At 72.9% G+C, this 15,549-nt stretch carries 15 protein-coding genes; 11 read left to right on the forward strand and 4 right to left on the reverse strand.

Features of this window, described 5'->3' with window-relative positions:
• Window positions 1–23 precede the first annotated feature (23 nt).
• The gene (locus SRB5_RS21090; protein WP_153454306.1) at window positions 24–1,598 is read right to left on the reverse strand and encodes a family 10 glycosylhydrolase; all 1,575 of its coding nucleotides are present in this window, start codon (window positions 1,596–1,598) and stop codon (window positions 24–26) included.
• 272 nt (window positions 1,599–1,870) lie between these two features.
• Here SRB5_RS21090 and SRB5_RS21095 point away from each other — a divergent pair, with 272 nt between their 5' ends.
• Window positions 1,871–2,524, forward strand: a complete 654-nt coding sequence (locus tag SRB5_RS21095) for a class I SAM-dependent DNA methyltransferase (protein ID WP_153454308.1) — start codon at window positions 1,871–1,873, stop codon at window positions 2,522–2,524.
• Between the two features lie 27 nt (window positions 2,525–2,551).
• Window positions 2,552–3,589: a LacI family DNA-binding transcriptional regulator gene (locus tag SRB5_RS21100; RefSeq protein WP_153454310.1), complete on the forward strand. Its 1,038-nt coding sequence runs from the start codon at window positions 2,552–2,554 to the stop codon at window positions 3,587–3,589.
• Here the strand turns inward: SRB5_RS21100 and SRB5_RS21105 are convergent.
• A complete protein-coding gene (locus tag SRB5_RS21105) occupies window positions 3,537–4,454 on the reverse strand; it encodes an AraC family transcriptional regulator (RefSeq protein WP_323378235.1) in 918 nt (305 codons plus the stop codon). The two genes, SRB5_RS21100 and SRB5_RS21105, sit on opposite strands and share 53 nt — an antisense overlap.
• Window positions 4,455–4,539: 85 nt before the next feature.
• Here SRB5_RS21105 and SRB5_RS21110 point away from each other — a divergent pair, with 85 nt between their 5' ends.
• Together SRB5_RS21110 and arfA are read left to right on the forward strand one after the other, a co-directional pair.
• Window positions 4,540–5,493 (forward strand): SDR family NAD(P)-dependent oxidoreductase, encoded by a 954-nt coding sequence (locus SRB5_RS21110; RefSeq protein WP_153454312.1) that lies wholly within the window; start codon window positions 4,540–4,542, stop codon window positions 5,491–5,493.
• A gap of 71 nt (window positions 5,494–5,564) precedes the next feature.
• A complete protein-coding gene (arfA, locus tag SRB5_RS21115) occupies window positions 5,565–7,085 on the forward strand; it encodes an arabinosylfuranosidase ArfA (protein ID WP_153454314.1) in 1,521 nt (506 codons plus the stop codon).
• A 20-nt stretch (window positions 7,086–7,105) separates the two neighbouring features.
• Here arfA and SRB5_RS21120 read toward each other — a convergent pair whose 3' ends face one another.
• Window positions 7,106–7,630 carry a pyridoxamine 5'-phosphate oxidase family protein gene (locus SRB5_RS21120; protein WP_153454316.1) on the reverse strand — a complete coding sequence of 175 codons (525 nt, stop codon included), beginning with the start codon at window positions 7,628–7,630 and terminating at the stop codon, window positions 7,106–7,108.
• 148 nt (window positions 7,631–7,778) lie between these two features.
• Here SRB5_RS21120 and argC point away from each other — a divergent pair, with 148 nt between their 5' ends.
• The 6 genes from argC to SRB5_RS21150 all read left to right on the forward strand — a co-directional run bounded on the left by argC (window position 7,779) and on the right by SRB5_RS21150 (window position 13,328).
• Window positions 7,779–8,807 (forward strand): N-acetyl-gamma-glutamyl-phosphate reductase, encoded by a 1,029-nt coding sequence (gene argC, locus SRB5_RS21125; protein ID WP_153454318.1) that lies wholly within the window; start codon window positions 7,779–7,781, stop codon window positions 8,805–8,807.
• Window positions 8,804–9,955, forward strand: a complete 1,152-nt coding sequence (argJ, locus tag SRB5_RS21130) for a bifunctional glutamate N-acetyltransferase/amino-acid acetyltransferase ArgJ (RefSeq protein WP_323378236.1) — start codon at window positions 8,804–8,806, stop codon at window positions 9,953–9,955. Before argC ends, argJ begins: the two co-directional genes overlap by 4 nt.
• The gene (argB, locus tag SRB5_RS21135) at window positions 9,952–10,866 is read left to right on the forward strand and encodes an acetylglutamate kinase (RefSeq protein WP_153454320.1); all 915 of its coding nucleotides are present in this window, start codon (window positions 9,952–9,954) and stop codon (window positions 10,864–10,866) included. Before argJ ends, argB begins: the two co-directional genes overlap by 4 nt.
• Entirely contained in the window at window positions 10,863–12,089 is a 1,227-nt protein-coding gene (locus tag SRB5_RS21140) for an acetylornithine transaminase (protein WP_323378237.1), read from the forward strand. Before argB ends, SRB5_RS21140 begins: the two co-directional genes overlap by 4 nt.
• A gap of 19 nt (window positions 12,090–12,108) precedes the next feature.
• Window positions 12,109–12,636 (forward strand): arginine repressor, encoded by a 528-nt coding sequence (locus SRB5_RS21145; RefSeq protein WP_153454322.1) that lies wholly within the window; start codon window positions 12,109–12,111, stop codon window positions 12,634–12,636.
• 155 nt (window positions 12,637–12,791) lie between these two features.
• A complete protein-coding gene (locus tag SRB5_RS21150; RefSeq protein WP_194292980.1) occupies window positions 12,792–13,328 on the forward strand; it encodes a DoxX family protein in 537 nt (178 codons plus the stop codon).
• 9 nt (window positions 13,329–13,337) lie between these two features.
• Here the strand turns inward: SRB5_RS21150 and SRB5_RS21155 are convergent, their stop codons facing one another.
• Complete coding sequence (locus SRB5_RS21155; protein WP_153454326.1) at window positions 13,338–13,937, reverse strand: pyridoxamine 5'-phosphate oxidase family protein; 600 nt, start codon at window positions 13,935–13,937, stop codon at window positions 13,338–13,340.
• A gap of 153 nt (window positions 13,938–14,090) precedes the next feature.
• On the opposite strand from SRB5_RS21155, the gene argH reads away from it, so the two are divergent.
• Entirely contained in the window at window positions 14,091–15,521 is a 1,431-nt protein-coding gene (gene argH / locus SRB5_RS21160) for an argininosuccinate lyase (RefSeq protein ID WP_323378239.1), read from the forward strand.
• The last annotated feature ends 28 nt before the right edge of the window (window positions 15,522–15,549 follow it).

Genomic DNA, 15,549 nt, shown 5'->3' on the forward strand with positions numbered 1-15,549 from the left:
CGCGCCCAGCCGTCCGGGGTCCGCTACGGCAGCGTGCGCAGCAGGGGGAGGGACGCCGTCGCGATCCGGCCCTTCTCCACCGTCACCACGGTCACGGGGGACCCGGTGACACCCTCGGGCAGGTCGGCGCGGACCTGGTACACGCCGGGCGCCACGTGCGCGAAGCCGAACCAGCCCGTGCCGTCGCTGAGCCGGGTCACGCTCTCGCCGCCCGCCGTCAGCGGGCGCAGCGTCACCGGCACCTGATCGAGCACGGCTCCGTCGCCGAGCTTCAGCACACCCGTCACATGGCCGTCGGTGGGCGCCGACTTCCACGGCATGCCGGGCACCGTCGCCGGGTCCTTGAACGGGGCGTCCGCGCCCTGGGTGAGCGCCTGGACGAGCTTGGCGCGCTCCGTCGCGAGGCCGTTGGCCGCCACGTCCATCGTCGGGTTGGCGTAGGAGTAGCCGCTCCAGCCGGCCGCCGTGTTCCCGGCCGCCGTCGGGCGCAGCGCCTCACGCACCTGGGCGACGGAGTCCGCGATGCCGTTCAGGTAGAGGGCGGGGCCGTTGACGGCCTGGCGCCCGGCCTGGTTGTCGGCCATGAACTGGGACCACTCCGAGTACATGAGCGCCTGGTCGGGGTTCCAGTTGCGCTTGTAGTTCATGGTCACCGCGGTGTCCATGATCCCCTCGTCCAGCCAGCCGGCCCAGTCCTGCAGCACCTCGGCGTACGTCCGGGTCCGCTCCCAGCCGCCGACGGCGGAGGGGCCGTGGCCGTAGGTGATGGCGTCCATCGACAGCCGCGCCTGCGGGTCGACCTCCCAGATGCCCAGGTAGATCTTCCGGACCAGGTTCGTCATCTGGGCGCGCCGCCACTCGGTCCACTGCGCGTCGTCGGCCGCGGGCACGTCGGTGCGGCCGGTGGCGTGCTGGAAGCGGGCGACGGAGACGTCGTTGTAGCCCCAGTCGCTGTGCGTCGTGGTGGAGCTGCCGTCGGGGTAGCGGACGTAGTCGAGGTTGACGCCGTCCACGTCGTAGTTGCGCACGATGCTCTGGATCGCGCGCACGATGTAGTCGGCGGCGGCCGGGTGGCCCGGGTCGACGTAGGCGTTGGCGCCGACCAGCTCCTGGCCGTTCTCCTTCTTGTTCAGCCACCGGTCGGCGCCGGTCGCCGACGGCCCGTGCTGGTTGAACACGTGGTCGGGGGAGCGGGGCGGGGTGGCGCTGTTCCACATGGTGTTGACGTTGACCCAGGCGTGCACCTGGAGCCCCGCCGCGTGACCCTGGCGGACGATCTCGGACAGGGGGTCGAACGGAGCCGGGGCTATCGCCGCGTCGGTGCGCGGGTACAGGGCGTTGTTGCAGAAGCAGTCGTAGCGGCGGGCGGTCTGGACGATCAGCGCGTTGGCGTTGATGTCCAGCGCGTCCTGCACCAGCTGCGAGACCTGGGCGGGCGTGTAGACGCCGTTGTTGAAGCCGTCCACCCAGTAGCTGCGCCACTGGGCCGGGGCCGCTGTCTCTCCGGTGCTGTCGGCCTGTGCGGGAAGCGCGGTGAACGCGCCCACGAGCAGTGCGAGGCTCGCCGCCAGGGTGGTGAATACGCGTGGCAGTCGCAAGTGATCTGCCCCCCTCGGGAGTTCGGATCGGACGGGAACGGTGTGGGGGGAGCCGGCGCTACACGGACAGGAATCGGCGTGCCGGGGCGTGACGCAACGGTCCTCCGGTTGCGGGTGAGGTGGCTGCGATTCTGGGAGCCGCGCCCGATCGGCGTCAAGACCTGCGCAAACGCGCGCAACCACCGCGCAACCACGATGAGTTGGGGCGCGGAACCCGGCCCTCCCGGGTGCGGTGTACGGGCGCCCCGGGCGGCTGGCTAAGGTGCTGCGTCATGACCGAGCCCGGATACGTGCGTGAGGCCCGCGAGTTCTACGACGCGATCGCCGTCGAGTACAACGAGATGTTCCCGTCGGGCCCCGAGGGCAACCCGCTCGACCGGGCGGTGCTCGAGACCTTCGCCGCCCGGGTCCGGGACGACGGCGGCGGCCCGGTCGTGGAGGCCGGCAGCGGACCGGGGCGCGTGTGCGCGTACTTCACGGCGCTCGGCACGGACATCACCGGCGTCGACGTGTCGCCGCACACGGTGAAGCTGGCGCGGGCCCGCTTCCCGGAACTGCGCTTCGAGACCGGCACGATGACCGCCCTGGAGCGCGCCGACGGCAGTCTGGCGGGCCTGCTCTCCTGGTACTCGCTGATCCACGTCCCGCCCGCCCGGCACCCGGAGGTGCTGGCGGAGTTCCACCGCGTGCTGCGACCGGGCGGCCGGCTGCTCCTCGGCTTCCAGGTCGGCACGGTCCCCAACCACCACGAGCGGCCCTTCGGCCACGACGTACGGCTGGACTTCCACCGGCTGTCCCCGGACCGCACCGCGGACCTCCTTGCGGCGGCCGGCTTCGATGTCGAGGTCAAGCTGGTCCGCGCGGCGCACGGCGAACAGGAGAAGACCCCGCAGGGATTCCTGCTCGCCCGCAAGGCCACCCCCTAGGCTCTCGTACGTACGGAGAGGAGCCCCATGTCCGCACCCACGCTCCGTGACGTCGCGCGGCACGCGGGGGTGTCCGTGCGCACCGTGTCGAACGTCGTCAACAACTACGCCGTCGTCGCCGCGACCACCCGGGCCCGTGTCCAGGCGTCCATCGACCTCCTCGGCTACCGGCCGAACCTGCTCGCCCGCCATCTCAAGCAGGGCCGCTCCCGGATCATCGGCCTCGTCGTCCCCGAGCTCGACGTGCCGTACTTCGCCGAGCTGGCCCGGCTGATCATCGCCCGGGCGCGGGCCCGGGGTTACACCGTGCTGATCGACCAGACCGACGGCGACGCCCGCCGGGAACGCGAGCTGATCACGGAGCACGCGTACGCCCTCAGCTTCGACGGTGTCATCGTCAGCCCGCTCGCCCTGACCGCCGACGATCTGCGCGAGCGGCGCAGCGGGCTGCCGCTGCTGCTCCTCGGGGAGAAGCTGTTCGGCGGCGGCGCCGACCACGTGGCGATCGACAACGTCGGAGCCGCCCGCGAGGCCACCGCCCATCTGCTGGCCGCCGGCCGCCGCCGGATCGCCGCCATCGGCGTCCAGCCCGGCGCCGTCACCGGCACCGCCGCCCTGCGCGTCCAGGGCTACCGGCTGGCCCTCGCGGAGGCCGGGGTCGAGCCCGACGAGTCGCTGCTGGTGCCCGCCGCCCGCTACCACCGGGCCAACGGCGCCGCCGCGATGGCGGGGCTGCTCGACCGGCCGGATCCGCCGGACGCGGTGTTCTGCTTCAACGACCTGCTGGCCCTGGGCGCCCTGCGCGTGGCGCTCACCCGCGGGCTGCGGGTGCCGCAGGACCTCGCCGTCGTGGGCTTCGACGACATAGAGGACGGCCGCTACAGCACCCCGACGCTCACCACGGTCGCCCCGGACAAGGAACTCCTCGCCCGGCACGCGGTGGAGCAGCTGCTGGGCCGGATCGAGGACGGCGACACCGGTGACCCGCTGGAGCTGCGCACCCCGTACCGTCTCATCGTCCGGGAGAGCGCTCCGCGCGGTAGTCGCCGGGTGGGACACCCATGACCCGCTTGAAGGCGACGCCGAACGCGCTCTCCGAGCCGTAGCCCACACCGCGGGCGATCGCCGCGAGGGTGTCGCCGCCGGTCCGCAGCCGCCGGGCCGCGAGCTCCATCCGCCACCGGGTCAGGTACTCCAGCGGCCCCTGCCCGACGGTGGCCCCGAACCGGGCGGCCAGGGTGGACCGGGACACCCCGGCGGCCTCCGCCAGCGCGGCCACCGTCCAGCCCCGCGCCGGCTCGCGGTGCAGGGCGGTCAGCGCCGCGGCGACCACGGGGTCGGCGAGGCCCGCGGGCCAGCCCGGCACGGCGTGCGGCTCGCGGGCGAGGTGCAGGCGCAGGACGTGGACGAGCATGACGACGGCGAGATGCTCCGCCACCAGCGAGGCGGCCGCCGGGCGGTGCGTCAGCTCGCGGTCGATCTCGGCCAGGGCCCAGGCCACCGTCCGGGCGTGCGGGGTGCCGGCCGGTACGTGGATGACCGGGGGCAGCCCGCCCAGCAGCAGCTCGTGGGCGCGGTCGCCGAAGGTGAAACGGCCCCCGACGAGGAACACGTCGTCGCCCGCGCCGGCCCGGGCGACCCCGTCCCCGGCCGCCACGAACAGGGGACCGGCGGGGACGGCGACGGCGTCGGGATCGCTGCGGAGGGTGAAGGGGCGGGGCTGGGTGAGGAGGTAGCAGTCGCCCTCCGCCAGGGCGACCGGCGCGTCCACCCCGTCGACCTCCAGCAGACAGGAGCCCCGGCGTACCGCGTTGAACTTCACCCCGGGCGGGGCGTCGAACCGTACGGCCCAGCGCCCTCCGGCCGCGAGGCCCGAGGAGAGATGGGCGCGCGTCTCGAGCAGGGTCAGCACATCCTCCAAGGGGTCCACGGGCACCTCCGTTCTGGACGATGGCTAATGAGATCAGGACTTTCGATGATAGATAGTCCAGCCACCGGGTTCTACCGTGGATCCCATGAACCTTCTCACCACCCCCTTCGACGCCCGCTCCCGCGCCTCGGAGGTGCTCGACGGCGTGGACCTCACCGGCCGGCGCGCCGTGGTCACCGGCGGCGCCTCCGGCATCGGCGCCGAGACCGTACGGGCCCTGGCCGCCGCCGGCGCCGAGGTCACGATCGCCACCCGCCGCCCCGAGTCCGCCGGGGCGCTCGTCCGCGAGGGCGCGGGCCGGGTGCACGGCCGGGCGCTCGACCTGGCCGACCTCGCGTCGGTCGACGCCTTCGTACGGTCCTGGGACGGCCCCCTCGACATCCTCGTCGCGAACGCCGGGATCATGGCCCTGTCCACCCGCACCCTCACCCCGGCCGGCTGGGAGCTCCAGCTCGCCACCAATTACCTCGGCCACTTCGCCCTGGCCACCGGCCTGCACCCGGCGCTGCGGGCCGCCGGCTCCGCCCGGATCGTGGTCGTCAGCTCCGGGGCCCACCGGGGCGCGCCGTTCGACTTCGACGACCCGCGCTTCGAGCGCCACCCGTACGACCCGTGGACGGCCTACGGCCGGTCCAAGTCCGCCGGCGTGCTGTTCACGGCCGGTGCCCGCCGCTGGACGGCCGACGGGATCACCGCCGACGCGCTCAACCCCGGCTACATTCTCACCCGGCTGCAGCGGCACCTCGGGGACGACGACCTGCGTGCGTTCGGCGTGCTGGACGACGAGGGCAACGTCACGCCGCCGTCGTACTACAAGACCCCCGAACAGGGCGCCGCCACCTCGGTGCTGCTCGCCGCCTCGCCCCTGCTGGCGGGCGTCACGGGGCGCTACTTCGAGGACAACCAGGAGGCCCGTACCGTCCGCGGCGACGAGGACGCGCCCGGCGGCGTCGCCGCCCACGCGCTCGACCCGGAGGCGGCCGACCGGCTCTGGGACCTCGGTACGAAGGCGCTGGCCGGACGGCCGGACTCCCGCTGAACCCCGGCCTGTTGACGGCGCGGCGGCGGGGCGATACAACGTTGCAACATCCGCCGACGGAAGGCCCGCAGATGCCGCGTACCGCCCGGTTCACCGTCGACCCGGACTTCACCGTCGGCGAGGTGGACCCGCGACTGTACGGAACGTTCGTCGAGCACATGGGCCGCTGCGTCTACACGGGTATCTACGACCCCGCCCACCCCACCGCCGACGCCGCGGGCTTCCGCGGGGACGTCGCCGGGCTCGTCCGCGAGCTCGGCACCCCGCTGGTCCGCTACCCCGGCGGCAACTTCGTCTCCGGCTACCACTGGGAGGACGGCGTCGGCCCGGCGGCGGACCGGCCGCGGCGGCTCGACCCGGCGTGGCGGTCCATCGAGACCAACCGGGTCGGCACGAACGAGTTCCTCGGCTGGGCCCGCGGCCTGGGCCTTGCCCCGATGATGGCCGTCAACCTCGGCACCCGCGGCATCGACGCCGCCCGCTCCCTCGTCGAGTACTGCAACCACCCCGCCGGCACCGCCTGGTCGGACCTGCGGATCTCGCACGGGGCACGCGAGCCGCACGGCGTGCGGCTGTGGTGCCTGGGCAACGAGCTGGACGGCCCCTGGCAGACCGGCCACAAGACGGCCGTCGAGTACGGGCGGCTCGCGGCCGAGGCCGGCAAGGCGATGCGCCAGGTCGACCCGGCGATCGAACTCGTCGCCTGCGGCAGCTCCGGCGCCGGTATGCCGACGTTCGGCAGCTGGGAGCGCGAGGTGCTCGAGCAGGCGTACGACGAGGTCGACTATCTCTCGCTGCACGCCTACTACGAGGAGCTCGACGGGGACCGGGCGAGCTTCCTGGCGTCCGGCGCGGGGATGGACGCCCAGATCGCGGACGTCGTCGCGACCGCCGACCACGTCCGGGCGGTGAAGCGGGCGAAGAAGCGGATGCGGCTGTCGTTCGACGAGTGGAACGTCTGGTACGCGCAGCGCTTCGCCGGCGAGCGCAACCTCGAGACGGCCGAGGTGCCGCGCCTGATCGAGGACACCTACAGCGTCACGGACGCGGTGGTCGTCGGCTCGCTGCTGATGACCCTGCTGCGCCACGCCGACCGCGTCGCGATCGCCTGCCTCGCGCAGCTGGTGAACGTCATCGCCCCGATCCGCACGGAGCCCGGCGGCGCGAGCTGGCGCCAGACCACCTTCCACCCCTTCGCCCTCACGGCCCGCCACGCCCACGGCCGCGTCCTGCACACCACCGCCACCGGCCCCCTCCTGGACACTCCCCGGTACGGCGAGGTCCCGGCCCTGGACCACGTGGTCACGTACGACGAGGAGTCCGGCGCCCTCACCGTCCTCGCGGCGAACCGCGACCAGTCCTCCCCCCTCCTCCTGCGAGCCGCCCTGCGCGGCCTGCCCGCCGCCTACCGCGTCGTGGAACACCTCGCCCTGACGGACGACGACCACGACGCGGCGAACACCGAGGCGGCCCCGGACCGGGTCGTCCCCCGTCCCGTCACCGGGACGACCGTGGACGCCGACGGGGTCCTGGCCGCGGAGCTCCCGCCCGTGTCCTGGCACGTCATCCGGCTGGCGCCGGCGGTCGGCTGAGCACCGCCGCGCGGGCGGCGTCAGTGCGCGAAGCGCCAGCGCATCGCCCCGTGCGGGGCCGCGGTGGCGACGCCGACCGCGGTGTCGAACGAGAGGCGGTACACGTACCACGGCGGCGGACCCGCGCTCGGGGCGCTGTACGGGGCCGTCAGCGCGTCGTCCGCCACCGCCACGGGCCAGCCGCCCTCGCGGTAGCTCTCCGCGACCTTCTCCAGGGTGCGGGCGGTGGTGACACGGGCCGCGCTCCCCTCCAGGACCAGGTCCAGACCCTCCAGACCGAAGGAGACGGCGCACGCCGGGTTGACGGCGAGATTGCGTGACTTGCGGGTGTGAGGCCCGCTGGTGAAGAAGAGGTCACCGTCGAGCCACAGCGAGCCGATCCCCGCGGAGTGCGGCCGGCCGTCCTTGCCGGCCGTCGCGAGGAACGTCGTGGTGCTCACGTGCACCAGGTCACTCCCCAGACGCTCCAGGGCCCTGCTCCAGGGCAGCGGCGCGTTGCCGTAGCGGTCCAGATTGGTCGTCTCGACGGGTTCGGGGTCCGTCATCGTGTCGCCTCCGGTCGTCGGGCGGTCTCTCCTCGAGTGACTGTCGCGCAGCCGGGCGGGAGGCGCCACCGCACGGCCCGGACGATCATCCGTTGCATAAAACTTCAGCGCTCCGTATAGTCATGCCATCGAGAGAGGGAGGACGACGATGGCGGTGCGCGCTGCTGTGGCCGGTGCCAGCGGCTATGCCGGAGGAGAGATCCTGCGGCTGCTGCTCGGGCACCCCGAGGTGGAGATCGGCGCGCTGACGGCGCACTCCAACGCCGGACAGCCCCTGGGCGTGAGCCAGCCGCACCTCGTGCCGCTCGCCGGACGCATCCTCGAGCCCACCGACCCCGCGGTCCTCGCCGGCCACGACGTCGTCTTCCTCGCCCTGCCGCACGGCCAGTCCGCGGCCGTCGCCGAACAGCTCGGCGACAGCGCGCTGATCGTCGACTGCGGCGCCGACTTCCGGCTCACGGACGCCGCCCAGTGGGAGGCGTTCTACGGCTCCCCGCACGCCGGCACCTGGCCCTACGGCCTGCCCGAGCTCCCCGGCGGCCGCGACGCGCTGCGCGGCACCCGGCGGATCGCCGTCCCCGGCTGCTACCCGACCGCCGTCTCCCTGGCCCTGGCCCCCGCCTACGCCGCCGGGCTCGTCGAACCGGAGGCCGTGGTGGTCGCCGCGAGCGGCACCTCCGGCGCCGGCAAGGCCCCCAAGGCCCATCTGCTGGGCAGCGAGGTCATGGGTTCCATGAGCCCGTACGGCGTCGGCGGCACCCACCGCCACACCCCGGAGATGATCCAGAACCTCAGCGCCGCGGCCGGCGAGCCGGTCACCGTGTCCTTCACCCCGACCCTCGCCCCGATGCCCCGCGGCATCCTCGCCACCTGCTCCGCCCGGGCACGTCCCGGCGTCGGGTACGAGGAGCTGCGCGAGGCGTACGAGAAGGCGTACGCGGGGGAGACGTTCGTGCACCTCCTCCCCGAGGGCCAGTGGCCGTCGACGGCCGCCGTCACCGGGGCGAACACCGCACTGATCCAGGTCGCGTACGACCGGGCCGCCGGCCGGGCCGTCGTGGTCGGCGCCATCGACAACCTGACCAAGGGCACCGCGGGCGGCGCGGTGCAGAGCATGAACATCGCCCTGGGCCTCCCGGAGGAGCTCGGGCTTTCCACGACAGGGGTGGCACCGTGAGTGTGACGGCAGCGAAGGGATTCACCGCGAGCGGCATCGCCGCGGGGATCAAGGAGAGCGGCAACCCGGATCTGGCGCTCGTCGTCAACACCGGCCCGCGGCCGGCCGCCGCCGGCGTCTTCACCTCGAACCGGGTGAAGGCGGCCCCGGTGCTCTGGTCGGAGCAGGTGGTCAGGGGCGGCCGGGTCTCCGCCGTGATCCTCAACTCCGGCGGCGCCAACGCCTGCACCGGCCCGGCCGGCTTCCAGGACACCCACGCCACCGCCGAGAAGACCGCCGAGGTCCTCGGGCACAACGCCGGGGAGATCGCCGTCGCGTCCACCGGGCTGATCGGTGTCCGGCTCCCGATGGACAAGCTGCTGCCCGGCATCGATCAGGCCGCCGCCCAGCTGTCCGCGCACGGCGGGGAGAAGGCCGCCATCGCCATCAAGACGACCGACACCGTGCACAAGACGGCCGTCGTCGAGGGCGACGGCTGGGTCGTCGGCGGCATGGCGAAGGGCGCCGGCATGCTGGCCCCCGGCCTTGCCACCATGCTGGTCGTCCTCACGACCGACGCCGACCTCGAGGCGGGCCCGCTCGACGCCGCGCTGCGCGAGGCGACCCGGCTGACGTTCGACCGCGTCGACTCCGACGGCTGCATGTCGACCAACGACACCGTCCTGCTGCTCGCCTCCGGCGCCTCCGGCATCACCCCCGGCCAGGAGGTCTTCGCCGAGGCCGTACGGGCCGTCTGCGCCGACCTCGCCCGCCAGCTCATCGGCGACGCGGAGGGCGCCTCGAAGGACATCCGCATCGAGGTGGTGAACGCCGCCTCGGAGGACGACGCCGTCGAGGTCGGCCGCTCCATCGCCCGCAACAACCTCCTCAAGTGCGCCATCCACGGCGAGGACCCCAACTGGGGCCGCGTCCTGTCCGCCATCGGCACCACGAAGGCCGCCTTCGAACCGGACGAGCTGAACGTCGCCATCAACGGCGTCTGGGTCTGCAAGAAGGGCTCCGTCGGCGAGGACCGCGACCTGGTCGACATGCGCTACCGGGAGGTCGTCATCACCGCCGACCTGGCCGCCGGCAGCGACTCCGCCGTCATCTGGGCCAACGACCTGACCGCCGACTACGTCCACGAGAACAGCGCGTACAGCTCATGACCACCTCCGGCGGGACCACCCGCAAGCACACCGCCCTGCCCAAGGCCCGCATCCTCATCGAGGCGCTGCCCTGGCTCACCCGGCACCGCGGCAAGACGGTCGTCATCAAGTTCGGCGGCAACGCCATGGTCGACGAGGAGCTGAAGGCCGCCTTCGCCCAGGACGTCGTCTTCCTCCACCACGCCGGCCTGCGGCCCGTCGTCGTGCACGGCGGCGGCCCCCAGATCAGCGCCCAGCTCGACCGGCACGGCCTGGTCAGCGAGTTCCGCGCCGGCCTGCGGGTCACCACGCCCGAGGCCATGGACGTCGTCCGGATGGTGCTGGCCGGCCAGGTCCAGCGCGAGCTCGTCGGCCTCCTCAACGAGCACGGCCCGCTGGCCGTCGGGCTCACCGGCGAGGACGCGCACACCATGACCGCCGTCCAGCACCGCCCGCTCATCGACGGCGAGCTCGTCGACATCGGCCGGGTCGGCGAGATCACCGGTATCGACACCGGCGCCATCGAGGCCTTGCTCTCCGACGGCCGGATCCCGGTCGTGTCCTCGATCGCCCGCAGCGCCGACGACGGCCACGTCTACAACGTCAACGCCGACACCGCCGCCGCCGCGCTCGCCGCCGCCCTCGGCGCCGAGACCCTGATGGTCCTCACCGACGTCGAGGGCCTGTACGAGGACTGGCCGAACAGCGACGAGGTCATCAGCCGGCTCACCGCGACGGAGCTGGAGAAGCTGCTCCCCGACCTGGCGAGCGGCATGGTCCCGAAGATGGAGGGCTGTCTGCACGCCGTACGCAACGGAGTGCACACCGCCCGCGTGATCGACGGCCGGGTGCAGCACAGCATCCTGCTGGAGATCTTCACCGACGAAGGAATCGGCACCATGGTCGTGCCGGACGAACCGGGGGAACTGTGACCCACAACGCTGCGACGCGTAACACTGCGACCCGCAACGACCGGCTGACCGCCCGCTGGCAGTCCGCCCTCGCGGACAACTACGGCACCCCCCGGCTGCCCCTGGTCCGCGGCGCCGGGGCGAAGCTCTGGGACGCCGACGGCAAGGAGTACCTGGACTTCGTCGGCGGCATCGCCGTCAACTCCCTGGGCACCGCCCACCCCGCCGTCGTACGGGCCGTGACCGAGCAGATCGCCACCCTCGGCCATGTCTCCAACCTCTTCGTCGCCGAGCCGCCGGTGGCCCTCTCCGAGAAGCTGCTGGAGCTCACCGGCCGCGCGGGCCGGGTCTATCTGTCCAACTCCGGCGCGGAGTCGGTCGAGGCCGCGTTCAAGATCGGCCGGCTGACGGGCCGTACGCACATGGTCGCCACCGAGGGCGGCTTCCACGGCCGCACCATGGGCGCCCTGGCGCTGACCGGACAGCCCGGAAAGCAGGACGGCTTCCACCCGCTGCCCCCCGCCGTCACGCACATCCCCTACGGTGACGCCGAGGCGCTGCGCGCGGCCGTCACCGAGGAGACGGCGATGTTCGTCGTGGAGCCCATCCAGGGCGAGAGGGGCGTCGTCGTACCGCCGGCCGGCTATCTGGCCGCCGCCCGCGAGATCACCGCCGCCACCGGCACGCTGCTCGTCGTCGATGAGGTGCAGACCGGAATCGGCCGGACGGGCAGCTGGTTCGAGTCGCAGGCGCAGGGCGTCGAACCCGACGTCATCTGCCTGGCGAAGGGCCTCGGCGGCGGACTGCCGATCGGCGCGACGATCGCCTTCGGCGCGACGGCCGGCCTCCTCACGCCCGGCAAGCACGGCTCCACTTTCGGCGGCAACCCGGTGGCCTGCGCCGCCGCCCTCGCCGTACTGGACACCATCGCGAACGACGGTCTGCTCGACCACGTCAAGCGCACCGGGGAGCGGCTGCGCGACGGAATCCAGCGGCTGGGGCACCCCTTGGCCGACCACGTGCGTGGTGCGGGACTGCTGCTGGGTATCGTTCTCACGAAGCCTGTCGCCGCCCAGGTGCAGCAGGCCGCTCAGCACGCCGGGTTCCTGGTCAACGCGGTGGCGCCGGACGTCATCCGGCTCGCGCCGCCGCTCGTCCTGGCCGAATCCGAAGCCGACGCACTGCTGCAGGCACTGCCCGCCGTACTCGACACGGCGGAGCGATCCGCCGCGGCCGGCGTCTGACATCGCCGGGAGGCGTGAGATGACCGAGTCGCAGGGGAGCGGACCCGCGGTGCCGCAGACCCGCACCGCCCGCCATCGCAGGATCGTCGACATCCTGAACCGGGACCCGGTGCGGTCCCAGAGTCAGCTGGCGAAGCTGCTGGCGGACGACGGGCTGACGGTCACGCAGGCGACGCTCTCCCGCGACCTCGACGAACTCGGCGCCGTCAAGATCCGCAACACCGGCGGCGAACTCATCTACGCCGTCCCGTCCGAGGGGGGCTTCCGCACCCCGCAGGCCCCCCTCGGCGAATCGGCGAAGGAGGAGCGGATGCGCCGGCTGGCCGGCGAACTGCTCATCTCCGCCGAGGCGTCGGCGAACATCGTCGTCCTGCGCACCCCGCCCGGCGCTGCGCAGTTCCTCGCCTCCGCCATCGACCAGGCGGAACTGCACGACATCCTGGGCACCATCGCCGGCGACGACACCCTGATGCTCATCAGCCGGGAGGCGACCGGCGGCCAGGCGCTGGCGGACCATCTGCTGAAGCTGGCCCAGGGCGCGCACTGAACTGGGCGCCCCGCGCGTACGGTTGACCGCACGGATGTGCGCTCCGCGCCGCCGCCAAGTGCGGCGGCGCGTCACCGGTCCAGGTGACCGCCGGGTGCGCCGCTGCCGCGAGCGGCCGCCGGGCTGCTGGGATGCCCTTCGTGACGTATACCGACATGACGCTGGCCAGCGTCCAGCCCGGCATCCCCGTGAGCACCGCGCCGACGGTGCGGGACGTCGGATTACTCCTGCTCCGGCTCTGCATCTGCGTGATCATGACGACGCACGGTACGCAGAAGCTCTTCGGCTGGTTCGGCGGCCCGGGCCTGACCGCCACCGGACGGTTCTTCGAGGGCGTCGGCTATCCCTCGGGCCGGGTGATGGGGCTGGTGGCCGGGCTCTGCGAGACCCTCGGCGGGCTGGGCCTCGGGCTCGGCCTGCTCACACCGCTGGCGGGCGCCGCCGTGCTGGGCACCATGCTGAACGCCCTCTCGGTCCACTGGACCGGCGGCCTCTTCGCGTCGAACCAGGGCTTCGAGTACGAACTGATGCTCGCCGGCACGGCCGCCGCCCTCATCCTCACGGGACCGGGTTCGCTCGCCGCCGACCGGCTGCTCCCGGTGCTCGGCGACGACCGCCGCGGCGGCGTCCGGGTCGCGGCGCTGCTGCTGGCCGTGGCGGCGGCGGGTCTGGTGCTGCTGATCCGCGACTGAGCGGGCCCGCTACGGGGCGTCCGCGGCCGGCAGCGGGGCCAGCGGCAGCGGGAGGCCGGGCAGGCCGTCCATGCTCGTCTCGACGTGGTCCTTCTTGCGGAAGTACTCCGTCAGGCTCTCCCGCGTCTCCCGTTCGAACCTGCGGCGGTGCAGATCGCGGTCCTCGTCGTACGTCATGAACGGCACCGCGTAGCCGCAGGTGTCCCGGACGAGCTCGGCCCGCACCACGATCACCGCCCGCAGCCCGTGGGCGGCGCCGTCGATGTCCGGGAAGTGCGCGAGCAGCCCGGCGAAGCGCGGGTCGTCGCGGAACACGGCCTCGCCCGTGCCGTGCACCCGCACGATGTTCGGCGGACCCTGGAACGCGCACCACATGAGCGTGATCCGGCCGTTCTCCCGCAGATGGGCGATGGTCTCGGCGTTCGAACCGGCGAAGTCGAGATAGGCGACGGTGAGGTCGTCGAGCACCGCGAAGGAGCCCCGCAGGCCCTTCGGGGAGAGATTGATGGTGCCGTCGCCCGCCAGCGGGGCGGTGGCGGTGAAGAACATCGGCTGCTCCTCGATGAACGTGCGGAGCCGGCCGTCGATGCGTTCATATGTCTTTCCCATGCCTTACAGCCTGCGGCACCCGGTGTGCGGGCTGCCGGTCATTCCGGTATACGGACGGCGGCCGGACGCCTCCGCACCCGGTAGGATTGACGAAACATGCAGAGCTCTGCATAATTATGCCAAGAAGACCACTGCGAAGAGGGGCCCGGCACAGTGACCACGTCCAACTCTCCCGAGGGCAAGCTCTGGGGCGGCCGGTTCGCCGACGGGCCGTCCGCCGCGCTGGAGAAGCTGTCCGCGTCCGTCCACTTCGACTGGCGGCTGGCCCCGTACGACATCGCCGGCTCCCGTGCCCACGCCCGGGTGCTGCACCTGGCGGACCTGCTCACCGCCGACGAGCTCACCGGGATGATCGCGGGCCTGGACGCCCTGGAGGCCGACGTGGCCTCCGGCGCCTTCACCGGCACCGTCGCCGACGAGGACGTGCACACCGCCCTGGAGCGCGGGCTGCTCGAACGGATCGGCCCCGACCTCGGCGGCAAGCTGCGGGCCGGCCGCTCGCGCAACGACCAGATCGCCACCCTCTTCCGGATGTACCTGCGCGACCACGCCCGGATCATCGGCGGCCTGATCGCCGAGCTGCAGCAGACGCTGGTCGACCTCGCCGAGGCGCACCCCGGCGTGGCGATGCCCGGCCGCACCCATCTGCAGCACGCCCAGCCGGTGCTCTTCGCCCACCACGTCCTCGCCCACGCCCAGGCGCTCTCCCGGGACGCCGAGCGGCTGCGGCAGTGGGACGAGCGCACCGCCGTCTCGCCGTACGGCTCGGGCGCGCTGGCCGGCTCCTCGCTGGGCCTGGACCCGCAGGCCGTCGCGGCGGACCTCGGCTTCGAGCACGGGTCGGTGGCCAACTCCATCGACGGCACCGCCTCCCGGGACTTCGTCGCGGAGTTCGCGTTCATCACAGCGATGATCGGCGTCGACGTGTCGCGGATGGCCGAGGAGATCATCCTGTGGGCGACGAAGGAGTTCTCCTTCATCACCCTGCACGACGCGTTCTCCACCGGCTCGTCGATCATGCCGCAGAAGAAGAACCCCGACATCGCCGAGCTGGCCCGCGGCAAGTCCGGGCGCCTCATCGGCAATCTGACGGGCCTGATGGCCACCCTCAAGGCCCTCCCCCTCGCGTACAACCGCGATCTGCAGGAGGACAAGGAGCCCGTCTTCGACTCCTGCGACCAGCTGGAGGTCCTGCTCCCGGCGTTCACCGGCATGATGGCCACCCTCACCGTCAACCGCGAGCGGCTGGAGGAGCTGGCCCCGGCGGGCTTCTCCCTGGCCACCGACATCGCCGAGTGGCTGGTCAAGCAGGGCGTGCCGTTCCGGGTCGCGCACGAGGTCGCCGGCGCCTGCGTCAAGGTCTGCGAGGCCGAGGGCATCGAGCTCGACCAGCTCACCGACGAGCAGTTCGCCGCGATCTCCCCGCATCTCACCCCCGAGGTGCGCACCGTGCTGAACGTGCCCGGCGCGCTCGCCTCCCGCAGCGGCCGCGGCGGCACCGCGCCGTCCGCCGTGGCCGTCCAGCTGGCCGAGTTCAAGGAGAACCTGGCCGTCCAGTTCGCCTGGGCGAACGGCAAGAAGTAAACGCGAAACCCCAGGCCCGGCCCCGTCT

It is taken from the genome of Streptomyces smaragdinus (genome assembly GCF_009604385.1).
GTDB classification, from domain to species: domain Bacteria; phylum Actinomycetota; class Actinomycetes; order Streptomycetales; family Streptomycetaceae; genus Streptomyces; species Streptomyces smaragdinus.